This window comes from Micromonospora sp. NPDC005205 (assembly GCF_040608275.1).
Lineage (GTDB): Bacteria > Actinomycetota > Actinomycetes > Mycobacteriales > Micromonosporaceae > Micromonospora.
Window position 1 is genome coordinate 398646 of the sequence record NZ_JBEXHV010000004.1, and the last position, 24138, is coordinate 422783.

Annotated in this window: 10 protein-coding genes; 4 read left to right on the forward strand and 6 right to left on the reverse strand. The window is 71.1% G+C overall.

The window, feature by feature from the left end:
• Positions 1 to 16 precede the first annotated feature (16 nt).
• Together ABZU43_RS11585 and ABZU43_RS11590 are read right to left on the reverse strand one after the other, a co-directional pair.
• Positions 17 to 505 (reverse strand): MarR family transcriptional regulator, encoded by a 489-nt coding sequence (locus ABZU43_RS11585; RefSeq protein ID WP_355006441.1) that lies wholly within the window; start codon positions 503 to 505, stop codon positions 17 to 19.
• An 8-nt stretch (positions 506 to 513) separates the two neighbouring features.
• Positions 514 to 1761 carry an FAD-dependent monooxygenase gene (locus ABZU43_RS11590; RefSeq protein WP_355006442.1) on the reverse strand — a complete coding sequence of 416 codons (1248 nt, stop codon included), beginning with the start codon at positions 1759 to 1761 and terminating at the stop codon, positions 514 to 516.
• An 89-nt stretch (positions 1762 to 1850) separates the two neighbouring features.
• Here ABZU43_RS11590 and ABZU43_RS11595 point away from each other — a divergent pair, with 89 nt between their 5' ends.
• Both ABZU43_RS11595 and ABZU43_RS11600 read left to right on the forward strand, forming a co-directional pair.
• Positions 1851 to 2510, forward strand: a complete 660-nt coding sequence (locus ABZU43_RS11595) for an MSMEG_1061 family FMN-dependent PPOX-type flavoprotein (protein ID WP_355006443.1) — start codon at positions 1851 to 1853, stop codon at positions 2508 to 2510.
• Between the two features lie 74 nt (positions 2511 to 2584).
• A complete protein-coding gene (locus ABZU43_RS11600; protein ID WP_355006444.1) occupies positions 2585 to 3901 on the forward strand; it encodes a serpin family protein in 1317 nt (438 codons plus the stop codon).
• Here the strand turns inward: ABZU43_RS11600 and ABZU43_RS11605 are convergent.
• On the reverse strand, positions 3883 to 4464 hold the full coding sequence (locus ABZU43_RS11605) for a dihydrofolate reductase family protein (protein ID WP_355006445.1): 582 nt from the start codon (positions 4462 to 4464) through the stop codon (positions 3883 to 3885). The two genes, ABZU43_RS11600 and ABZU43_RS11605, sit on opposite strands and share 19 nt — an antisense overlap.
• 387 nt (positions 4465 to 4851) lie before the next feature.
• Between ABZU43_RS11605 and ABZU43_RS11610 the strand changes: the two genes are divergently transcribed.
• The gene (locus ABZU43_RS11610) at positions 4852 to 5043 is read left to right on the forward strand and encodes a hypothetical protein (protein ID WP_355006446.1); all 192 of its coding nucleotides are present in this window, start codon (positions 4852 to 4854) and stop codon (positions 5041 to 5043) included.
• Positions 5040 to 6464 (forward strand): IS607 family element RNA-guided endonuclease TnpB, encoded by a 1425-nt coding sequence (gene tnpB / locus ABZU43_RS11615; RefSeq protein ID WP_355006447.1) that lies wholly within the window; start codon positions 5040 to 5042, stop codon positions 6462 to 6464. Before ABZU43_RS11610 ends, tnpB begins: the two co-directional genes overlap by 4 nt.
• Here tnpB and ABZU43_RS11620 read toward each other — a convergent pair.
• From ABZU43_RS11620 to ABZU43_RS11630, 3 genes are all read right to left on the reverse strand, one after another.
• Entirely contained in the window at positions 6395 to 6823 is a 429-nt protein-coding gene (locus ABZU43_RS11620) for a hypothetical protein (protein WP_355006448.1), read from the reverse strand. The two genes, tnpB and ABZU43_RS11620, sit on opposite strands and share 70 nt — an antisense overlap.
• An 87-nt stretch (positions 6824 to 6910) precedes the next feature.
• Complete coding sequence (locus ABZU43_RS11625) at positions 6911 to 14572, reverse strand: SpvB/TcaC N-terminal domain-containing protein (RefSeq protein WP_355006449.1); 7662 nt, start codon at positions 14570 to 14572, stop codon at positions 6911 to 6913.
• Between the two features lie 9 nt (positions 14573 to 14581).
• Positions 14582 to 23974 carry a neuraminidase-like domain-containing protein gene (locus ABZU43_RS11630; protein WP_355006450.1) on the reverse strand — a complete coding sequence of 3131 codons (9393 nt, stop codon included), beginning with the start codon at positions 23972 to 23974 and terminating at the stop codon, positions 14582 to 14584.
• Between the last annotated feature and the right edge of the window lie 164 nt (positions 23975 to 24138).

Consider the following 24138-nt stretch of genomic DNA (forward strand, 5'->3'; position numbering starts at 1 on the left):
TACGCGCCACGCCGCCTCAGGCTGACCGATGCGCGGTGTCGCCGTCGCGGAGACGGTCCAACTCCGCGAGGTACATCGCCTGCATGCGGTCGTAGTGTCGGACCAGCAGCGCGACCTCCTCGACGCTGTAGCCCTCGACGAGTCGCTCCGCCCGCTCGGCGAACCGCTCGTACGGCCGCTCCAACTCGGCGGCCCGCTCCGGCCGCAGGGTGACGATCAACCGCCGCCGGTCCGCCGGATCGCGCTCGGCGGTCACGTAGCCCGCCTGCTGAAGCCGGCGGAGCATGCTGGTCACCGCCCCGGTGGTGAGGTTGGTCCGCTCGGCGACCTGCCCCGCGGTGGCGGATCCGACGTCCGCCAGGTAGTCCAGGCACTCCAGGTCGCTCACGGTGAGGCCCAGCCGCTCCGCGACGGCGTACCGGAACACCATGGACAGCCGCGACGTCTCCCGCCCGGCGCGCATCAGGTCGGTGATCGCGGACGCACGGGCCGGCTCGTGGGACATGCCGGCAATCATCCCTCCGGTACGGTGACGCGGTGCAGCCGAGGTAGCACGCGGGTCAGCACCCAGTGGGGTGCCGCCGCTCCCCCGGTGAGGCGGCGCATCAGCCTGGTCGCGGTGTCGACGGCCTGGAAGGCGTAGCGCACCATCTCGTCCTGGTAGCTGGCGATCGCCTCCTCCACCGGCGCGCCGGCGGCCCGCGCCTCGACCAGCTTGTGGCCGAGCAGGGCGGCGTCACGCAGCGCTGTGTTGCCGCCGTGCGCGCCGAACGGCGGCATGACGTGCACGGCGTCGCCCATCATCGTTGCCCGGGGCACCGCCCACCGACGCGGGCGCTGGCCGGCGGCGAAGAGGTTGAGCACCGTGGCGTCCAGCTCGGCCGTACCGACCAGCCGCCGGATGACCGGGTGGAAGTCCATGCTCATCCCGGAGGCCAGTCTCCACAGCGTCAGCAGGTCACCCCGGATGCCCATGGGCACCTCCTCCTGCCGGAGCAACAGTCCCCACATGACGTAGTCGTCGCCGGTGGGCGCATAGCTGCCCGGGGCCAGGCGCGCGAACGCCTCCGACGGGCTCTCGCCGAACCGCATGGAGGTGAAGAAGAAGGCGCGGCCAGGCCGGTCGGCGATGGCCAGGACCCCGCTGCTGTGCAGCGCTTCCGGGATGATGCTCTCACCGTTGCGCCAGAGGGGCGACCGGCCGTAGATGCCCGCCATCGGGCTGTTCGCCGGGTTCGCGTCCGGCATGATCTGCGCTCGCAGCGCCGAGCCGACACCGTCCGCACCCACGACGACGCTTGCCGCCGCGGCGCCGCCGTCGGAGAACAGCAGCCGCGGCCGTGCCGGGTCGCCGCTGTCCACCGCGATGGCGTCCTTGCCGTAGTGGATGCGCCCGTTCAGCCCGGACTGCAGGATCGACCGCAGGGTCAGCCGGTCGACCTGGCGGGTCGCGTGCGGCTCGTCCTTGAAGGTGATGGTGAATGCGTCCCGCAGCCGGCTGTCGGTGAAACGTAGGTGTCCGCCGGGCTCGTCGCCGGTGGTCAGCGCCAGGTTGTACAGCGAGCGCGGCAGGCTCTCGCGCAGCGCTTCCAGGCCGTACCGGTCGAGGATGATCCGATAGCCCTGCCGCCGGACGAAGGGGCCCGGGTCCCGTTCGTAGACGTGTACGTCGATGCCGGCGCGCATCAGGTACTGGGCGAGACAGAGGCCGGAGAGGCCGGCGCCGGCGATCGCCACCGAGAAATCCGTCGATATGGTCACACTGCATTATCTTAATGACTAAGATGATTTGGGCAAGGCCGCCAGCCGCGACGGCCGGACCGGTCAGGTAGGTCGATTAGTGTCGATGCATGACGCCAACCTCCGCCGCCAGTGCCTTCGACTCGCTGCGCCTCGACGCCGTGTCCGACCAGGAGGCGCTGCGCCGGGTCTACGAACTTCCCGGTGACGCGGCCGTACGGAAGCAGATGACCGAGCTCACCGAGCAGACCCGGCGATTGATCGGCTGCTCGTCGCTGGTCCTGGTTGCCACCGTGGACGCGAAGGGCAACTGCGACGTCTCCCCGCGCGGCGGCCCCGCCGGTTTCGTCGCCGTCCTGGACGCACGGACGGTGGCGATACCGGACGCCACCGGCAACAAGCGTCTGGACAGCCTGCAGAACGTCGTCACCACCGGGCGGGCCGGGCTGCTGTTCATCACCCCGGGGCGCGCCACGACGCTCAGGGTGAACGGCCGGGCCTGCGTCTCCACTCGTCCCGAGCTGCTGTCGCAGCTGACCGCCGTGGGCAAGCCACCAGCCAGCGCACTGGTGCTGGGGATCGATGAGGTCTATCCCCACTGCCCCAAGGCGCTGCTGCGCAGCGGGGCCTGGAAGCCCGAGCAGTGGCTGCCGGCGGACGCTCAGCCAACCTCGGCCGAGGTGACGCTGGCCCAGCTACGAATGCCCGAGCTGACGATCGCCGACATCGAGAAGGCCGAGGCGGACTCGCTGAAGTACCGGTACGAGTGAAGGACATCGCTGAGTTTCGATGAATTTCGGCTCGCGCCTGGCGGGTCTCCGTGGGACTGCCCTAACCTCGATATATGGTCTCGCGTCGATCCGTTCTGCGGGCGGTCCCGCTCGCGGCAGCTGCCCTCACCGCCGCCCCGGGTGATCTTCGTTGGCCCGGCCCGCCGTCCACCTCGGCGGATACGGACCGCGTACCAGCCGACCCGGCCACGATGCAGGCCACCGCCACCGCCACCGCCATTCGCGGCTTCACGGCCGACCTCTACCGCACGGTGGCGGCGACCCGGGCGGGCGGCAATGTGGTGTGCGCGCCGTACTCGGTCGGGCTCGCGCTCGCGATGACCAGGGCGGGCGCCCGCTCGACCACGGCAGACGAGCTGGACACGGTGCTTCACGCGCCGCGTCCGCGCCCCTGCGCGCTCGACCGCGGACTCAACACCGTCGAGCAGGCGCTCGCCGGCCGTTACCAGGACGGTGACGGAGTCAAGCAGCCTCGGCTGACCACTGCCAACGCGCTGTGGACGCGGCTCGATCTGGTCCTGCGACCCAGGTTCAGGGACACCCTGGCCGGCTATTACGGTGCCACGCCACGACCGGTCGACTTCCGCGGCGCGCCGGAAGTGGCCCGACAGGAGATCAACACCTGGGTTTCCGATCGGACCAACGCGAAGATCCCAGAGCTGTTGCAGTCCGACGCCGTGAGCCCCAACACCAGCCTGATCCTGACAAACACGCTCTACCTCAAGGCGGCCTGGAAGTACCCGTTCACTGCTGCGGCCACCGCGACGGGACCATTCACGAGAGATGACGGGACCGTCGTCGACGTCCCGACCATGCGCGGTCCGTTCGACCGGATGGGCTACCTCGAGGGAGACGGCTGGCGCGCAGTCGACGTGCCGTACGCGGGCGACGGGCTTGCCATGGCCATCGTCATGCCCACCCGGGACGATCTCGCCTCGGTTGAGGCGAGCCTCGATGCGACCTGGCTGGGCGCGTTGCTGACCGGGTTCCAGATCACCGACGTCGAGCTGCGCCTGCCCCGGTGGACGTTCCGCCTGCCGGCCGAGCTGCGTGCCGCGCTGAGCAGCCTCGGCATGCCCACCGCGTTCACGTCACAGGCCAACTTCACCGGCATGAGCACCCAACCGGCCCTGTCCATCGACGACGTGGTGCACGAGACGTTCATCGCGGTGGACGAGAAGGGTACCGAGGCCGCAGCCGCGTCCGCCGTCATCGTCCGGCCGCCGTCGATCCCGCAAGGGCCGCAGTTCTTCGTCAACCGGCCATTCCTGTACGTCATTCACGACCGGCTCACCGGCGTACCGCTGTTCCTCGGCCGGGTCCACGACCCGCTGGCCGAGGGCCCAGATCGTCAACGGCGCACCCGATAGCGCAGGTGAAGCACCCGGTTGCCCTGAATCACCACGTCAGGATCCCCCAACGGGTGCTGCGCGTGGACCGACCCGAAGTAGCGCTTTCCGGACCCGAACACCACGGGTACGACGTCCATGCGCACCTCGTCGACCAGGCCCGCGGCAAGCACCTGGCCGCCGACGTCGCCAGCGGCGACCTCGACGACGCGGTCACCCGCGAGCTCCTGCGCCTTGGCCACGGCGGCCGTGACGCCGTCGACGAAGTGGAACGGCGCTTGGGGATCCCAGCCCTCGGGCTTCGGCCGGTGCGTCACGACGACCACGTGGTCGATCCCGCTCGGCGGCTTCCCGTCCCAGCCGTCGGTCATGTCGAAGACGTGACGGCCGGCGATCGTCACCCCGATCTGGTCCCAGTACGGCCGGACATAGTCGTAGGACGTCTGTGACACCTTCAACGCGCCGCTCTCGTCCAACGGGACGTCACCGCTGGTCAACCAGTCGAACAGTGCTCCAGGCTGGTCGTTCTCGTCCGCGATGAAGCCGTCCACCGACACCGAGCTGTACATGACCACGTCGCCCATCGGCGCGCTCCTCTGCTTGGGAATGCCCTGAGGTTAGAGTGAGCCTAATCGAAGTAGCCTGCGCCACCGGCGAGGCCGGCCCAGTCAATAGGTTCGGCGGGGTTACCGGCTGTTAGGCACTCAGTAAGTGCTGGAATGAAGTGGTGAACTTGAGGGAGTGGGCGAAGCGGGAGGGTGTTCATCCGTTACGGCGTATCGCTGTTCCGGGAGGGCAGCCTGCCCGTGCCCGCTCGGCAGGTCGGTGGGTTGGTCCTAGAGGAGCAGCCCACCACCCCGCCGCCGCCGGATTTCACGGTGATATGCCCGCGTGCTATCGACCAACCAGAGGTCCGACCTGGACCGCCAGGTCGTTCGGCTGACCGCGTGGGCAACCGGGGGGACCTCGCGGTGTCGCGGGTAGTGACCAAGGTCGGCTCGGCGCTGGACGAGCGACGGGAAAGTTCCTTGTGGACAATGATGGTGGGTGACGTCGCCGAGATTCTGACGTCACTGTGTGCCCGGCTACAGGGCCGCCGTGGCACCGCGAGCCGCGCCCGCCGCGCGGTCGACGCTGTCACCGACCCGGAGGCTCCGGGGTGAAGTCGTTCCAGGCGTACCGGTTCGCCCTGGACCTGAGTCCGGCGCAGGAACGGGCGGTGTACGCGCATGCTGGGGCCGCTCGGGTGGCTCATAACTGGGCGCTTGCGCGGGTGAAAGCGAACATGGACCAGCGGGCCGCTGAGCGTACCTATGGTGTGCCGGACGAACTGCTGACGCCGTCGCTGTCGTGGTCGCTGGCGGGGTTGCGTAAGGCGTGGAACGCTGGGAAGCGCGAGGTGGCGCCGTGGTGGGCCGAGGTGTCGAAAGAGGCTTTCAACACTGGCTTGGATGGCCTGGCCCGGGCGTTGAAGAACTGGGCCGACTCCCGGTCAGGTAGGCGCACGGGACGGCCGGTCGGGTTTCCCCGGTTCAAGTCGCGCCGCCGCTCGACGCCATCGGTGCGGTTCACCACCGGTGCCATCCGCGTCGATCGGGATCGTAAGCATGTGGTGCTGCCGCGGCTGGGTCGGTTGAAGGTGCACGAGTCGACCCGGAAACTGGCCCGCCGTGTGGAGGCCGACACCGCCCGGATCATCTCCGCCACTCTGCGCCGCGACGGCGGACGCTGGTATGTCGCGTTCTGCGTCGAGGTCGAACGCCCCGACCGCACGCCGGCCCACCCCGAGTCGGTCGTCGGTGTCGACGTCGGCGTTCGGCACCTCGCGGTCCTGTCGACCGGCGACCTGGTACCGAACCCGCGTCACCTCACCGACGCCCAGCGCCGCCTGCGTACTCTCGCACGGGCGGTGTCCCGCAAGGCCGGCCCGGACCGGCGCACCGGGCAGCGCCCGTCGAACCGGTGGCGACAGGCGTGCACCCGCCTCGCTCGGGCGCACGCTCGGGTGGCGAACCTGCGACGCGACCGCCTGCACAAACTCACCACCCGCCTGGCCACCACCCACGGCACCCTCGTGGTGGAAGACCTGAACGTGGCCGGGATACTGACCAACCGGCGACTGGCCCGACACGTCGCCGATGCCGGGTTCGCCGAGATCCGCCGCCAACTCGCCTACAAAACAACCTGGAACGGCGGCCGGCTCATCACCGCCGACCGCTGGTACCCGTCCTCGAAAACCTGCTCAGGCTGCGGCACAGTGAAAACCAAACTTGCCCTGTCCGAGCGCAGTTACGAATGCGGCACGTGTGGCCTGGTCCTGGACCGGGACCTCAACGCCGCCCGCAACCTGGCCGCCCTCGCGGCACAGACAACAACCGCCGGGAGTGGCCCGGTGGCAGCACGTGGAGCCGACCAGAAGACCCGCACCCGCGGGCAGGTGGCCGAGAAACGTGAACCCGGCACGGCACCCGCCGGCAAGACCGGGACCGTCCCACCGCAAGGCGGGACTACCGATCATGCGCTAACCAAAGCGCACCGAGAGGTAACGGTTGATCGAGAGCACGGTGGGGCGGCGAAGCGGTAGGTGCGGGCAAACCGTTTCGGTGTGACGCCGACGAGCTCCTTGAACCGCTGTGCGAGGTGAGTGCTGCTGACACCGGCGGAAGCCCGCAGATCGTCGATCGCCACCGCCCCACTGGTCGCGGCGATGATGCGGCTCGTACGGCGGACCAGCCCCAGGCCGGCCGCGTCGCCCAGCCGTCGCATCAGCTCGTCCTCAAGCAGCGTCAGCATCTCGTGGGGTCCCTCGGCCGTGGCCAGGCGGTCTCGCAGCTCAGCGATGGCGGGCCGGCCCCACACCTGCTCCACCGTCGCCGGCCGGTCACACAGCTCCACCGCGGGCATCGGCAGGAACGGTGCCAGCCCCCACGGCTTGAAGTGCACGCCGACGGACCGGGTCCGGAGTGGGTAGCCGAACTCGAACGGTCAGCCGGGCCGAAGGGTGTGGCAAACCTACTGTCGACGCTGAGGTCACCACCAGTCGAAGTAACGGCCCGCGTGGAAGATTCCCACGCCGATGGCCGCGACGATGCCGACGACGAGCACGACCGGAGCGATCACCACGCTGCCGGCCGCGATGCCGATGGCACCCGCGGCGATGGCCAGACCCGCCCCGATGCCGACGCCACCGGCCACCACCCCCGGCGTGTCGCCGGCCTCGGCGGCCCGGTTCATGCTGACGTACGAGACGGCTGCCAGACCGATGCCACCGATCACCAGTCCGGCTGTCATCGCGCTGACGGTGGCGACAGTGGCACCGGGCACGGCGATGGCGTACAGCTCCAGGCCACCGCCGACCGCGCCGAGCGCGTCACCGACGCCCATCTCCCAGTCGCCGTGCTGGTAGTCGCCCCACAGGGCGAACGCCGACAGGCCGAAGCCGAGGACACTGAGCCCCTTGCCGAGCATGCCGGTCCGGCCCGGCAGCCCGCGCACGTGCTCCGGCGCCGTGGCACTGGCCGGGATATCCCGACCGCGTCCCGGGTTGGTGGCAGTGCGGATCGCGTTTCCGGCGCTGGCCGGCGCGTCGGTCTCGGTGATGATGACGGCCTGAGATCGCTTGCCGGCCATGGTGCCGCTCGGGTTGGCCTGGATCGCGGCATCCGCGTCCCGGGTCGCCTCCCGGGCGATGTCACCGGCCTTGCGGTACCGGTCGGTCGACTTGATCTGCTTGACCGTGGTGCTGGTCTCCAGGTCGAAGTCCGCCGTGTTGTCGCGCCACGGCATGCCGTACAGCCATTCGAGGATGTTGCCGCGGAACGTCCCCCGGCCGCCCTTGAACTTGAAGTTCCAGATGAACTTCTCGGCGGCGGGCGCGGTGTGCGCGGCGGCCCCGCCGACGGCGCCGGGTGCGGCCGGAGCCTTGCCGCCGCCGGAGTCGGCCGGCGGCGCGGCCGGCGGCGGTTCGGGTGGCGGGGCCGGTGTGGGTGGCGGCGGCTCGGCCGGTGGCGGCTCCGGTGGTGGCGGAGGCGGCGCCGGCTTCGGCTTCGGTGGTGCCGGGGGCGGCAGTACGGCGTGCAGCACCCAGGTGCCGCCCGGGTGCTCGGACCAGTTGCCCCCCTCCAGGTTGAGGGTGACGTTGGCCTGGTAGTAGATGACCGAGTTCTTGTTGTTGATCCGTGGGTCGAGGGTCGCGCCGTGGCTGCTGAGGTAGCGGCGGAAGTCCTCCACTGTGGGGTTTTCGGACCCGGTGAAGTGGGACTCCGTTATGGAGATGTCGTGGGTTTCCGGCCCCTTGACCGTGGTGGGATTGAACCCGGCCGGGTCGACCATTCCCACCGGGTTGTTGCGGCAGTACCGGAACAGGTTGCCCCCGTCGGCGAAGCCGCCCGGGTCGCTGCTCGCCCACCGTCCCAGCCACGGCACGTAGTACCGGGCCCCGGCGTAGCAGAAGCCGGTTTCGTCGTCCACCTCGTGCCCGCCGAAGCGGTACCGCTTCAGGCTGAGGTCGGCGCCCGGCCGGCCGTACCGGTAGGCGGTAGTTCCGTACGGGTGGTACTCCTCGTAGGAGATGAGCACTCCGGCCGCGTCGGTCTCCAGCACGGCCGAGCCGAGGTGGTTGGTGAGCTGGTAACGGATCAGCGGAACGCCGAGCGGGTTGGCCGGGTCGAAGCCGCCGACGTCGACCGTCTTGACCTCTACCTGGGCGACCGGACCGGTGTCGTCGGCGATCGTGGTGGTCCACCGTTCGTGCTGGAGGGTGCCGGTGACCCGGTTGCGTCGGCGGAACACGGTGACCGCACCCAGGAAGATCCATTCGAGTTGGACGCTGCCCGGCCGGTCCACGACCTTGCGCAGCCGCTGCCCGCTCGCGGCGTAGACGAACCGGGCCTCGCCACCGCCGCCGAGGTCGACCCGGCGGAGCTGGTCGTGGACGTTCCACTCCAGGGCCGGCAGGTGCGGCATGACGGTCAGGTTGCCGACGGCGTCGTGCGCGTACAGGGCCGAGTAGGGGCCACCGTCGGCGTCGCCGGGGAGGCTCGTGGAGGCCAGCCGGTTCGTGGCGTCGGCCGGGTCGTCCTGGTACGCGTACCGGTGATGCCGGGTCCAGCCGGCACCTACACCGGCCTGCGTCCGGAACCGGTGCCGGAGCACTGTGAGGTTGCCCAGCGGGTCGTACTCGTACTCCTCGGTGTAGGCACGTACCGCGCCGGCATCGGTGAGGCTTCCGGCCGGCGGCACATCGGTGTGGTCGCGGATCGCGTCGTTGGGCGCCCCGGCCAACTCCCGCCCGCTCGCACGGACCAACTGGTAGAGCGGGTCGTACGCGTAGTCGCTGGCGGCCGGCACCGCCGCATTGCCGAAGAAGGTGGGCGCGCCCGGCTCGGCCACCCGGGTCAGGTTGCCCACCGGGTCGTACGTGTAGTGCAGGTCGCGCACCCCAGCGGTGAGCAGACGTTCCAACCGGAACGTCATCGGGTCGTAGAAGTACTCGGTGACCAGCCCGTTGCCGTGCCGGGCGAACCGCCGCCGACCCAGCGCGTCGTAGTCCTGCTCGGACAGGAACTCCACCTCCGCGCCCTGGCCGCGCAGCCGCGCGGTGAGCCGGCCCAGCATGCCGCCCTCGAGGTAGGTCGGTCGTAGCTCGGTGGCGTCGGGCAGGGTGACCACTGTCGGGCGGTTCACCGCGTCGTACTCGGCGGCGGTGCCGAAGACCTCGCTCTCCAGCAGTGGCGCCGCGGCGGCCAGCAGCGCGACGTGGTCGGGCGCGGCTGCCACCGGCGACCAGTCCGGGCCGTCGACGTGATCGGTGGCGAGTCTCCGTTCGGCGCGGCGCGGGTTGCCCTTGAAGTCCACCTCGGGCACCCGCACCTGGCCCGCCGGGTCGAACACCAGGTACGGCACGCCGTGCAGGCCCAGCGTCGCCGCGTCCGGATGCCGGTCGCCGAAGACCACGTACTGCACACAGCGCTCCGCGCCGGCGGACTCGCGGACGTACACGCCGACGGGCCGGTGCAGGGCGTCGTACGTCGTGCGGAAGGTTCGGCCGTGTTCGTCCCAGATCCGGCGCACGCCGCCGAGCACATCCTGGAACACCCACCGCTCGCCCTTCTCCGCGCTCCACGACCGCACTCCCGCGCCGTGCATGGCGGTGGCCGCGTTGGCGATGTGCCGGCCCAGCGCGTCGTACCCGTCCGAGGACCGGCCGGTGAGGTCTCCCCTGGTGCGTACGCCGAACCGCTGGCCGGCGCCCCGGTCGGCCACCGTGTAGACGGCCCGACCGAGGCTGTCGAAGTGGATCACGGAGGGCGTGTCGGCGTGTTTGGCGGCGAGCCACGCGGCGCGGGTGGCCGGGTCGGCCGGTTCCGGATCGGACCCGGCGGGGCTGCCCCGCTCGGCGTACCACTGGCTGTCGAGCACCGTGTCGTTGGCGTCGAACAACCGGTGCGACCAGGCCGTGGACTCGACCCGGCTGAGGGTGCCGTCCGGATACCGGGTCAGCACGGCCCGGCCCAGCGGGTCGTAGTAGCGAATCGCTGTGGCGCCGATCTCGCGCAGCGCCGCCGCGTCCTCGTACTCGTGGGTAGTGCTGAAGTAGGGCTGGTACCGCTTCACCGGGTTGCCCTTGTTGTTGACCACAGTGCGGCCGGTGCCGACCCAGCGCGGGTCGGCGTCCACCTCGATGGCCACCCCGTCCTCACCCACCTCCAGGGCCCTGCCCGGATGCACCCGCGACTTGGTGATCGCCACACCACCGGTGCCGGTGCTGTACTCGTAGCTCTCCAACCAGCGCGGGTTGGTCGGGCCGTGCCGTTCCCGGTGCCGGCCCCGGCTGTACGCGGGCTGGCCGTTGACCATCCAGTTGAACGGGTCGTAGGTGAACGTCAACGTGGGATCGTCGAGCGTGTCGCCGTCCCCGGCGCCGGGCCGGCCGAGCAGCGCCGAGGCCACCACCCGGCCCAACTCGTCGTAGCGCACCGCGCGGCGCTGCCCGTTCGGGTCGGTGACGAGGCTCGGGCCGAGCACCCGGTAGTCGTTGACAGCTGTGGTGACCGACCAGGCCGCCTGGTCGATGGTCACCCGCTCGGTGAGCAGGTGGTAGCCGTCGAAGGTGACCGCCGTCGCCATGCCCAGCGCGTCCCGGGCCCCGTTGGACAGGTAGAAGTGCGCGGCCGGATCGGCTGGGTAGCGCAGCTCGCCGGACGGGATCCACCAGTCCGGGCCGCCGTCGAGGTGCACGTAGCCGGCGGCGGCCAGGTCCGCGTCGGTCACCGCCGTGCCGTAGCCGGCGGCCAGCGCGGCCGGGGTGAAGGCGAGTTGGTACGTCTGGTGCCCCAGCCCCAGGCTGTCCCACTGACCGGCCGGCAGCGGCGTCAGCGCGTTGTCCCGGAACCGCACCTGTGACCGGGACAGCAACCGCCGCTGCGCGCCGACCTCGTCGGCCACCACCTCATACCCGATCGGGGTGGCCGCGGCGAACCCGACGAGCAGTTCGGCGCGGGTGAACAGCGGGCCGGCCGGGGCCAACCCGGTCAGTTCGTGCCCGACCGCCTCGTACGCGGCGCGGATCCGGTACGCCGGCACCGGCAGAGTCTCGTCGATGTCCGGGGTGTACCACTGCTCGCCGTACGTGACGTGACGGCGTCGCTGTTCGGCGGTCACCTCGGCGGGCAGCTCCGGGTCGGGCGTGGTGCGGCCGTAGACCACCGCCGCAGCCTGGACGACGGTGCCGTACGGGCCGAGGACCAGGTTGAGCCGGTGGCTGATCCGGGGCTCGTCCGGCTGCCGGTCATAGGAGAGGCTGACCGCCTCCCGCTCGACGGCGACGAACACCCGCGCGTCCAGCCGCTGCACCTGGTACGTCTGCTCGACCACCCCGTACGGGTGCTCCTGCGCGGCACTGCCGTCGTACGAGTACACCTCCTGCCGAAGCGGCAGGCCGCGCAACGCCCGCCGGCTCTCCCGCAGCTCCGCGGCGGAGACTCCGGCCGGCAACTCCTCGCTGGGCAGGTGCCGGCCGGCGTACCACTCGGCGGACAGGTCGACCGGGGCGCCGGTGTGGTACCAGGTCTTCGTGGTGACCGGTGGCTGGTACAGCTCGGGCGAGGTGTCCTGGCTTCCGTCCACCGCCTCGACGCCCAACACGTGGTCCACGAACGACTCGCCGTCGATCTGCTCGACCATGCCGAAGCCGGCGAACTCCCGCTCGACGCCGTCGTAGTGCCCGTGGTGGTAGCGGTAGCCGGTGACCAGCCGGGTCCCGGTGATCCGGTCCACCTGTTCGACCCGCTCGACGACCTGCACCGGGAACGGCAGCACGGTCACCCACGGCTGGCCGGCTCGCCGGTCGGCCAGCTGGAAGGCGGTGGAAGCGGCGTACCGGATGGTGGTCTCGCCGCCCAGGTTGTTCACCACCCGGGTGAGCAGGTGCGGCTTGCCGTCGGCGGCCAGATTCAGGTAGCGCACCGGGCCGGCGGCGTCGCCGGGCAGCGGCGACGACCACACCAGGCAGCCGGTGCCCGTGCCCAGCAGGTCGGTCACTGTCACCGTCGAATCGGGCGTGACATGCGGCAGGTCAGGCAGCTCGGCGGGGGCCGACCAGCCGTTGCCGGACTGGTTGTACCAGAGCCGGATCTCGCGCCGGCCCAGGTAGCACAGGTCCATCACGCCGGTGCCGTCCACGTCGGTGAGGAGCACCCGGGCCGGATCGAACTCGTCCAGCCCGGCGAACCACGGCGCGTCGTCCATCTCGACAGCGGCGCCGAATCGTCCGTAGCCGACGTTGGGCCAGTAGCAGACGGAACCGTCGCGGACCCGGACCAGGTCGGTGAGCCCGTCGCCGGACATGTCGGCGAGGAAGATGCTCTGCCGGTCATCGGAGCGCAGCAGCCGCGGCCCACGGTCCTCGTCGGCGGGCCAGATCGCGGGTCGCGCCGGGCCGTATCCCGCCTCGGCCAGCGACTCGTGCCAGGCCAGCACTGTGTCACCGGCGATCAGCAGGTCGGCACGGCCGTCCCCGGTGAGGTCCAGCAGCAGCAGGTCGGGGCTGGCCCAGTCGACGGCGGGCAGCTCGCGGAACGGCTGGAAGCCGGACCAGCCGGCGTCGTCGGTACGGCGGACGAAACCCGCCGGTACGGTGCCGAGCTGGACCAGCTCGATCCGTCCGTCACCGTTCACGTCGACCAGTTGCTGGCGTCCGCCGGCCAGGTTGGTCAGCGACGGCACGGTGGGCAGCGCGGCGACCGGGCCGATCCGGCCGGCACCGAGGTTCGGCCGGTAGTAGAGGGCACCCTCGTGCCCGGTCAGCACCCCGGCGAGTCCGTCCCCGTTCAGGTCCACCCACAGCTCGGTCCGTCCGTCCACGCCGGCCGGCAGGTTCTCCAGGCTGCCGCGCTCCAGTTCCCGGGTGGTCGTTGCGATGGTGGCCGGTGTGTATTCGAAGGTCACCGGGGGCAGTGCCGCGCTGGTGCGCCCGCCGCCGGCGGCCGGGGCGTAGCCGCGCTGGACCACCTCGACCAGGGTGGACAGCACCGGCCCGGTGGCGTATTCCAGCTCCACCGCGCGGACCAGGCAGTCCGCGCCCACCTCTGGCTCGTCGGGGAAGTGGTGGAACATCAGGATCCGGCGGCACAGCCGGTAGGTGCGGACCTCGAATCCCGCGCGGTAGGTGGAGAACGGGTCCGGCCGGCAGGTCCAGTCCCCGGTGTCAGCAGGTAGCGGGGTGTCCGGGTGGTGCTCGCCGTAGTCGAGCACCACCTCGAACAGCCAGCCGGCGTCGGCGATCTGGGTCGGCGTCAGGTCCACCGGGCGCCGGCCGTCGGAGTCGAGCAGCGGCACCGTGTTGCCGTACCGCACCGACTTGAGGTAGCGGTTGACGTTCCGGTCGGTGCGGTGCCGTTCGTGCGGCCGGTCCAGGTCCAGGCCGGCGGTGTCCTCGGCCTTGTAGGTGTAGGTGACCGCGTTGCCCCGATCGTCGCGGGTCTCGCAGAGCAGCCAGGTGTGCACCCGCCCGCCCAGGCCGACGCGGGAGCCGCCGTCGCGGCCGTACACGGCCAGCAGGTTCGACCCGGACAGGGTGCGCCAGTGCACGTCGCCGTCGGAGTCCCGGGTCCACCGCTCGATGCGGGCGAACGCCCCCTCGGTCCGTGGCCGGAACCGCTGCACCGTGTGCCCGGCGACCGGTGTGCCGCCGGGTACCGGGACCAGGTCGTCCTCCCCGGACAGCAGGAAGGTGTCGGTGTCGTCGTAGCGGGGCAGGCCGCGGTCGGTGCGCCGGGTGATGGCTGGCACGGGCACCTGCCAGCCGAGGCCGAACGGGCCGTTCCCGGTGCCCGAGTCGTAGCTGAGGGTCAGGTCGGGTTGGAACCCGGACCGGCCGCCGCTGACCGGGATGGGAACGGACATGCCGCCGGTCCCGGTGACCGGGTGGGCGGCGAACGTCTCGCCGATGGCCCGGATCGCGCCGCCGCCGGTGGGCAGGCTGATCGCCGGTCCGCCGAGTCCCGGCCCGGTCCCGCCCCGACCGGCCGGCGGCGACCCGGCGCCGGTCGCGTCGGTCGGCGGCCCGCCCGGTCCGAATGCCCCACCCGGTCCGCCGGGAGCGCCGGCGCCGGTCGGGTCGGCGGAACCGCGCCACCGGGAGCCGGGCGCCGGCCCCCACGATCCGCCGCCGACCGGGTAGCTGGTCGTCACCGCTCCCCCTCAGCCGTCGAGCCGGTAGTGCAGCAGGACGACCAGGTCGGTCAGGCCGTCCGGGTCGGCCGCCAGCGTGACCGGGGTGCCGAGAACCAGCGGATCGGACTGACCCACGCACTGGTGCAGGTCGGCGTCCCGGTTCAACGTCACCGGGTCACCGGCCACCGTGAGGTCGTACGTCCCGGGGTCACCGTCCACCCGGGCGTACCAGGTCACCTGGTCCACCACCGGCTGGTGGTCTCGGGCGAGGTACGGCAGGTGCTCCGGCCCGATGGTCAGCTCGGTGCTCTGCTGCTGGGTGAGCTGCCACCACTCGTCCGGGAAGTGATGGCGCAGGCTGTATGCCTGGTACAGCCCCGTCCGTCCGGCGTCGACAAGCATCTCGTTGAGCACCTCCCGCAGGGAGTCCTCGACCAGGCCGCGCAGCGTCGAGCCGCCGTCGCGGGCCGTGTACCGCAGGTGCAGGATGATGTCGCTGATGCTGTCGTAGTCGAACTGGCGGACTGCCGTCGGCAGTTCCAGTCGCCAGGTGCCGATCGCGCCCTTGCCCTCGAACGGCAGGTAGCGGTCGTCGGCGAAGTTCAGCTCGAACATGCCGCTGTCGCTGAGGCCGCTGCTGGTCGCGATCGACTCGATCCCGCCCACGTTGTACGCGAACCGCTCGTCGCCGGGAACCTCGGTGTACTTGTCCTTGGCGCTGGTGGCGGCCTGCCGGGCCGCGGTGGTGGTCCGGTACCGGTTGCCGATCAGGGAGAGCTTCGCGGTGACCGGGGTGTACGGGCCGGCCACGCACGGGATGGACAGACTGACAGTGCGGAGCCGGCGGAAGTAGTGCCCGGGGTGGTCCAGGTCGAACAGCGCCTCCGGCACGTTGACCACGCAACTGCCGGTGGCCCGCAGCTCGATCAACGCCGCCGGGTCGAGCTGTGCCAGCGAGACGTGCCGGGTCAGCTCGCGCTCGCGGCTGTGCCGGTCGAGGTAGGCCACCTCCATCCGCTTCAGGTCGTGGCGCAGCGCGTCCGCCACGGTCAGCCCCTTGCGCAGGCTGTCCCAGTAGCCGGGTTGGAGGAACGTGGCCTCGCTGCCCAACTCGTGGGCGAAGCACCGCTCGGCCTTCTTCGCCACGTCGAAGGCGAGCTGGTACGCCCCGAAGTAGACCGAGCTGGCCCGGCTCACCATCCACTGGTACAGCTCGGTGTTTGTGTACTTGCCGCGCAGGTACTCCTCGGTGGCCCGGGCGTTGTCGGCTTCCCGGTCGTGCGCCGCCAACTCGTCGGTGAGCATGGCCACGTGCAGCCGCCCGGTGAGGAGCTGCTGGTCGAGCTGGGTCAGTTCGAGACCGGCCAGCGCCGCCTGGTGTTCCCAGTCGTCCATCCGGCGGCGGTAGCCACCCTGGTTGGCGGCCATCCCGGCGGCCTTGTCCAGGGCCCGGGCGATCGCCTCCAGGGTCATCACCGCCGAGTCGGCGGCGGCACCGGCCTTGTCCCCGCCGAGGGTGAGGGTCACAGTGGGTGAGCCACCGAAGCCGGCGCCACCGGCGGTGAAGTTGGGAATCAGCTTCAGCCCGCCGGACAGGATGTAGCCCACCGCGATCGCGGTCTCGCCGAGCAGCGACACCCCGGACAACGCGGTGGCGGTGATCTCCCAGGCGTTCATGTACGGCCGGCCGGCGTAGTAGCGTTGCCGCTCCTCCACCACCTTGCGACTCAGTTCCAGCGCCGCGACGTTGCCCTCGGCCTCCGCGATGGTGGCGACCTTCACCGCCCGTACCGCGTCGAGCAGGGCGATCTCCTGGCCGGCGCGCAGCCGGGTGAGTTGCTCGGCGTCCCGCTTCTCCATCGCCGCGAGCAGCCCGCCGCCCAGCTCACCGACGTACCCGACGAGTTCGGTGGCCTTCTGGGCCAGCACCCGGAACCGGTAGTTCGGCAGTGGTGCGCCGAGCCCGGCCAGGAACGACGAGACGGACATGCCGGCGGCGGCGGCCCGGACCAGTGCCCCCGGGTCGATCGGCGGTGAGAACAGGGCGAGCATGCTCTCCACCCCGTCGATGTTCTGGCAGTTGCGGATCTTGAAAAGTCGATCGGCGATCAGATCCCACAGCCGCAGCATCTCCTCGTTGGGCGGGACGCAGAAGTACAGCGCCGAGTAGCTCAGCGGGCTGGGCAGTTCCGCCCCGCCGTGCGGCAGCAGGTCCAGGTCGGGGATCAGGTTCTCCAGGTCCAGCAGCGCGTTGCCGAACAGGTCCACAGTGGCCTGGAGCTGGTTGACGGTGGCTGGCGCCGGGCTGACCAGCGGCGGCACCACGCTCGGCTTCGGCCCGAGCAGTTTGTCGGCCAGGATGTAGAGCTGGGTGGCCTGGGTGACGGATTCCCGGGTGAACTGCCGGAACAACTGGTCACCCCAGTCGACCAGGTTCTTGATGTAGCTGACCACCACGGCGAGCTGGTAGGCGACCGGCCGGCTGCGGGCCACCACGTGCGGGTTGAACGGCTTCGCCCGCCACTGCTCCACAGCGAACTTCAGGTCGGTGATGCTGGCCCCCGACGGGTCGGCCGCGATCGCCGTGAGAATGTCGCCGATGCGCTGGTTGAGCAGCTCGGGCACTCCCGTCTGGAAGAACGGCTTCGTGACCCAGTACTTCTGCGGGGCGACGGCGCCGTCGGCGGTGCCGACCGGGTTGAAGATGTGGTGGAACCAGTTGCGCGCCTCGGCGAACCGCTGGTCCCGGTTGAGCCGCAGCGCGATGTCGAACGGAAGGTGGTAGAACAGCTCCCAGTTGTAGCCCGCGTACGCGCCGTCCGCGGCGAAGTCCAGATCCTCCACCGGGTACGGCGACACGACCACCGGCGCCGGCTGGTAGGTGGTTGCGAAGTCGAACCCCGTGTTGGTGAGCTGGGTGGTCCGACTCAGCAACGCCGCCACGCCCGACCGGTAGACGGTGGCCCGCAGGACACACAGCAGCGGGTGGTAGAAGTTCGCGAACCGCACCCCGTACGACAGGGTGCCGTAGACCTCGAACTCGGCGACCAGCCGGTGGTACTCCGCGTCCTCGGTCATTGCCTGCACGGCGGCCGCCAGGTCGTGCGCCGGGTCCTCGGCGTATCGGCGCAGGTACTCGGTGAGCAGCGCCAACACGTCGCGGGCGAACTCGTCCACGTCGCTGTACGTCTTCTCGATCCGGTCGGCCGGGTCCTCGGCACGCCGGTCGTAGAAGCCCGGGATGATCACGTAACCACGGTCGTAGTCGCCGTAGAAGTACGGCATCAGGGTGCCCAGTGGCAGCACCGGCCGGCGGTCGTGAAAGCCTCGGACGCTCTGCGCCATCCCCAGCAGCATGATGATCCAGTCGAGCAACGACATCTGCATGGGGTACGTCACCCGGAACCGGCCGGGCGTCTGCGCCACCAGCGTCTGGAACGCGCCCATCAGCGGAGTGCTGATCGCCAGGTCGTTCTGCTCCCGAAAGACCAGTTCGGTGAACCGTTCGGCCAGCAGCTCGGTGTCCTTGAACACCGGCGACAGCAGCAGGCTGCCGGAACCGCCGCCCGGCACCGGCTCCGGATAGCCTCGGCAGCCGGTCAACGCGAACGAGCCGACGAACTCGGTGCCGGTGAGCACGCTGATCGCCTGGCCGGCCGCTCCGGCCGCGTACGCGAAGCAGGTGAACTCGTCCGCCTCGGGGAGGTCCTCCCGGTAGCCGCTGGCCGGGTAGTACAGCGCGTCCTTGGAGATCTTCTTCGGCTGCCAGCGGTCCTGCGTCCGCTCGCCGATGGCCAGCTGGATTCGCCACCGCCGGCGCGGCCGCTCCGTCTCCGTGCCGCCCGGCGGGATGCCGTCCGGGTCCGGAATCTGGGAGGTCTGCGACGTGTCCGTCTCCTGCGTGAAGACCGGCCAGGCCACTGTGAGCCGGCTGTTGCGGTCGAAGGCGAGCAGGTGGTCGCCCGCGATGTCCAGCGGCACCCGCCGCCACGGCGTCCAGTACCGCTCCCGCTCGAACTGCCGGTGGTAGTACACCGTCGGGTCGCCGCCCCGGGTGCGGGCGAACACGTGCATGAGATGCCTGTCGTGCTGGTAGTAGCAGGCCATCACGTCCAGGTGCGCCAGGTCATCCAGCTTCTCCAGGTACGCGATGGTGGCGTTCTCCACCGCCAGGTCGGTCAGCTCGTCCTGCTGCAACTGGTCGTCCAGCTCGGTGAACAGCTCCGACTTGTCGTCGCGCAACTCCGGCAGGATCCAGTTCTCCGGATACAGGAAGATCTTCCGGTTGGCCTCCCACACCCGGTAGTTGGCCATCCAGTTCCACTGGTCCCAACCCGGATCCTCGGTGACCGCCGCGACGCTGTCCGGCTCCAGGCCCAGCAGGCAGCGCTGCACGAACAACTGAACTGTGGCGTGCGCCTGCACGATGCGCGACGTCGCCATGCAGGCGCCCATCTCGACATCGATGAGGAAGTGGTCGTACAGGTCATTGGTGTCGCGCAGCCCCGGGTTCTCGGCCAACAGGTACGCGACCAGCGCGTCCCGTTTGGCCACCCGCAGCCGGTCCTGCACCCCTTGGAGCACCCCGAACCACTCGGCCTCGGCGTAGCGCGCCTTCAGTGCCTGCCGCATGGTGGCCGCCCCGGCCGCCGTGGTGACCGGCTGGACCAGCGGCACCGCCGCCGCCACCGGTAGGCCCAGCCGGCGCAGCAGGGTGAGCGCCCGGGCCAGTCGCTGGATCGTCGCCGGCGACCGGTACGCGGTGAGGTCCATCGCCGACAGTTCGAGGTGGGTGTCCAGGTCGGCCAGCACTGTGGCGTCCCAGCCACCGAGCTGCGCCAGCTGGGTGTGGACCTGCGTGGAGGTGGTGCCGGTCGCCAGGACCAGGTCGAACAACCCGTACACCGTCCACGGCGTCGCCGCGTCCAGCGGGTTCGCCACCGGTGGGTAGGTGCGGGCCAGCTCGACCCCGGCGGCCAACCTGATCCACTCGGCCAACGGGGCCGGCGGCCGGCCGGTCTGGTAGGGCGCCCGGTCCGGGTCCAGCCAGCCGAGCGACCCGGCGTTCGTCAGCAGCCAGCCGAGATCCGCGTCGGGCACCGTCAGGTGGTCGACGAGTCGGCTCAGGACGTGCAGCAGGCGCAGTGCCCGGTACTGCTCGTCGAACCCGGCCGGGGTGACCGTCGGCGGCGCCGCTGGCTCGTTCACCAGGTCCACCAGCGCGTCGTCGGTGAGCACTGCGAGCAGCGGCCGGGTCAGCTCCGCGCCGGCCAGCACGGTCGCGGCGGCGTCCGCCGAGAACCCGAAGGTGCCGGCCACCGCCGCCACCGCCAGCTCCTGCTTGGTACGGGTGTACGCGTAGCTGGACAGGGCCGTGGTGATGGCCAACAGCAGCGTGGTCTGCTGGGCCTCGGTGGGGCTGGCCACGATCGCTGCGGTGATCGGTGTGGTGTCCACCAGGGCGGCGAGCTTCGCGTCGACGAACTGCGCCGGGGTGGTCACCGCATCGGTCCAACCACCGTCCACGATCGAGGCGAAGCCGGCCAGGTCCGCCTCGGTCATCCCGGGCACGGTGGCCAGCAGGGCACGCATGCCCGGCAGGTTCTCCTCGGGGGGCGCCGTCGGGTCGACAGCGGGTCGGGTCGCCGCGTACCCGCTCTGGTAGCCGGTCTGCAACCCGGTGAGCACCGCGGTCAGCGTCTCGTCCGGCAGGTCCCGCGCGGCCAGGTCGTCGGCTTCGTGTCGGAGCAGGTAGCGCAGGTCAGCCGGGCGGATGCCGGTGCCGGCCCGGGCGGCGTCGAACCGCTCGACGAAGGCCAGCGCGGTGGCCGGCGCGGTGAGCGGATCCGACCCGATCAGATCCTTCATGATCAGGTACTCGGTGGCGGTGAGGCCGAGCGCCCGGGCCAGCAGCGTCCCGGCGTATACCGCGTGCAGACCGACGTTGCTGACGATCGCCGGGGCCGGAAGGTCGGCCACCAGCAGGGCGGTGTCCGCCGTGGTGGCCCCCAGGCAGGTCGCCAGGTACGCCTCGTGCGTCGACAGCGGAGCACCCGAGCCGGGTGTGGTCAGCTCCGCCTGCTCGTTGGCGAGAACGTTGGCCGGCTCGAACGCCTCGAGGACCGGGCCGTTCGCCGTGTTGCGGAACACCTCGGCGTACCGGGACTCGTCCAGCGGCGCGAACAGGTCGACGACCTCGGGCAACGGCAGCCCGAGCCGCGCCGTGAGCCGGTGCAGCGCCGCCACCGCGACCAGGAGACCGTCGTCCAGGGCGCCGCCGCCCAGCGCGTCGGCCCGGATCGCCCGGTCCAGCAACGGCGGCGTCCAACCGGTGCAGGCCGGCGCACGCAGCAGGCGCAGGAACCGGTGGATCCGGTCCAGGCGCGCGTCGGCGAGCTGCTGGATCCGCTTTGCGCTGAGGTCGGACCCGGTGTCCAGGTGCTTGACGAACATGGCGTTACTGGGATTGACCCAGGCCAGCGCCAGCAGCTCGGTCAACTCCCGATAGTCCAGGCGCGCCCGAGCGAGGAAGTTGTCCACCCGGGCGATGCCGCCCAGAGCGCCGAGCGGCGCGGTGTTCCAGATGTCGTCCTGAGCGGCCGGGTCGGCGGTGACCACCAACTGCCGCTGTGCGTCGCTGATTCCCAGTTCCTCGGCCGCGATGGCCTCGTCGCTCGGGCCCGCCGACCGGCGCAGCGCCCGCATCAGGTCGGCCCGAGCCATGTCGAACTGGGCGAAGTAGCTGCGGGTCTCCTCGTGAGCCAGGTCGAACGGTAGGGCGAACGCGTACCGGCTGCCCGCCAGCAGGGTGTAGGCGGCGGCATTCACGTGCTGCGGCGCGGCCGCCAACTCCAGCGCGGTGCCGGTGGTCTGGCGCAATCGGCGTACGAACCACCCGCCGGCCCCGTCCGGCGTAGCCTTGGCCACCACGCCGATGTCCCGTACCACTCGGGCCCCAGCCAGGTCGGGCTCGTAAACGAGGGAACGGTCGGTGAACGGCCATCCCTGGCCCTGCAACAGGCTCAGCAGCCCGGCCGACGGCGCCTCCACCGGATCGACGCCGCCGCTGAGCGGGCCCCCGAACGCCAGGCCCGCGTCCGGCGCCACCGCCTCCTCCAGCAGCTCGCACACCAGGTCCAGGTAGGGCAGCGGAAGGTCGGTGTTCTCGCAGCTCAGATCCAGGTCACCCAGGTCCGGCCGGCGACCGTACAGGACGTCCCGGGCGACCGTGGTGGCCGGCCCCGGGGTGTCGGCGTCGGTGACCAGCCGGTTGCCGAGGAACTGAAGGACGTCCACCAGGTACGCGGCGGCACTGTGCACGCTGCGGCACGGCTCGCAGTAGCTGGAGTCGGCGAGCTGGAACAGGCTGCTCAGGTTGGGAAAGTCTGCGCTGACAGCGGTGAGGTCCGGGGCCGCCGAGCCGCCCAGTGCCCGGACCGGCAGCGCCCGCGCCGCGCTTTGAAGCTCACCGGCCAGCAACCCGCTCGCCACGTGCACGTCCACGGCCCGGCGATACACCGACCGGGCCTGCTCGTCGGTGAACCGTCCGGTGTCCACGGCGGTGGCCACGAACCGCGTCTCGCCGAGGGCGTGGATCCGAGCCGCCGACGGCACTTCGGCCGCCAGCAACGCCGTCGTCTGCCGATAGGTCGGCGCCAGCTTGAAGATCCGCTGTGCGGCCTTGAGCGCCGGCCGCCCGGTCCGCAGCCGCTCGGGGTGGTCCCGCAGCAGCCGCTCCACGTTGCCGGTCGCGAGGTCGAAGTCCGGATTCGCGGTGAGCAGTTCGAGCACCGCGTCCCGGTGCCCACCGAAGGCGCGCTCGGCGGCGCTGACCCGCTCCTCGTTGCCGGGCTGCTCGTCGGGGTCGGCCCGTTGACCGGGGCCGGGCCGATCTGGACTGCCGTCGGGGCGTTCGCCTTCAATGCCGGATGCGGCGTTGGCTGTGGTGTCGGCCACGACGCCCGCGTCGCGTTCGAGCTGCGCGGTGAAGGCCGTGGTGGGATAGCGCCTCTCCAGCTTGCGGGCCAGCGCGCCGGCGTGCAGGTCGATCAGCTCCGGCCGGACCGGCTGACCGGCGACCCGGACATCAGTGGTGCTGTCCCGCAACACCCGCCGCCAGTCCGCCGGGGCCAGCCGGGCCAGCCGGCGTACGTCGGCCGCCCCCTCGATCCCCTCGCGGTCGCGGACCCGGTCGACGATCGTCTCGTCGTAGCCCAGCACGTCGGCCAGCACGCTCGCCGCGCCGGCCGCCTCGGCGGCCGACCGGTCGGGAAACGCCGCCGCGTCGGCCAGCCGGGCGATCAGCCCGGGCAGGTCACCGGCGGCGTCGGCGGCGAGGAGACTCTGGACCCGCTCGTGCGCGCCGTCGGCGAGGAACCGTTCCACCCGCCCGTACAACACCTTCGGCCGTTCCTGCTCGACGTACTCCTTGGCCTCCGGCCGTACCCGGGCCAGCATGTCGAGGATCCGGTCCAGCTCGCCGAGCAGGTCCTCGGGAACGTACCGATGGCGCACGGCGTCGGCGACGGCGTTCCGGACGGTGTGCTCGTCGAGCAGGGCGATGTCGTAGTACAGCGGCCGCAGCTCGGTGTTCAGATCGACGTCGAACCGGGCGAGCGCGGCACCGGTGCGGCTCGTGGTCAACAGCGTCCGCTCGGCGAACAGCGCGTAACCGAACACCGCCGGTAGCTTGTAGGACGCGGCCAGTTTCTGCGCCACACCGAAGTGCGCCAGCGCCGTCGCGGGCAGTCCGGTCTCGGCGGCCAGGAACGTCACGTCCTCGACCTCGTCGTCCTGCCTCAGGTCGTACAGCGGGACCTGGCCGAGCAGCGGGACAATCGTGGCGAGGATCCGCTCGTACTCACTGCGTTCCCGGTCCCCGCCACCGGACAGATCCACAGTGAGCGCGGCCAGCTCGGGAGCGTTGAACAGCACCGCGCTCAGCGGCGGGTCGGACAGGAGCCGATCACCAGCGGACACCCGGACGAACAGGTCAGCGGACTGCTTCTCCGAGCGGGTGAACTGGTCGCGCGAATAGTCGACGCGATACAGCCCGTCGTCCCCGGTGGTCGCCTCGCCGAGCTGCTCGGCGTGCCGCAGGTCCCGGTCGAACGCGCCGACCGTCAGAGCGTTCGCTGGCTGCCCGTCGACCCAACGAACCCGACCCACCACCACGAACCGGGACGGCGGCTCGGCCAGCACCATCTGCACCGCGTCCCGGGTCGCCCCGTCCACCGTGCCGGTCACCGGCAGCTTGTGCGCCCGTTGGAACTCGGCCACCCCGCGACGGGTGGACGGCCCGTACCGGGCGTCAACCAGTTCGTCGGTGGCGATGTCGACGGGCATCCGCAGCAGCGCGGTGTGCAGCCGCCGGACGTCGTCGCTGGGGCGGTGCCGGCGCGAGCCCATCGGGGTGGTCATCAGCATCTCCGATCGTCCGGCAGCCGGCGACGGCGGCTGCTGACGCCGGTGTCGGCCGGGGGCTACCTGGCATCCTGCGGATCAGAGGAGCCCACCAGCATCGCACTGTCCGAGATCCGCCTTCCCTTCTGGCTGAACGACAGCGGGCGCTACCGGTACGGCCG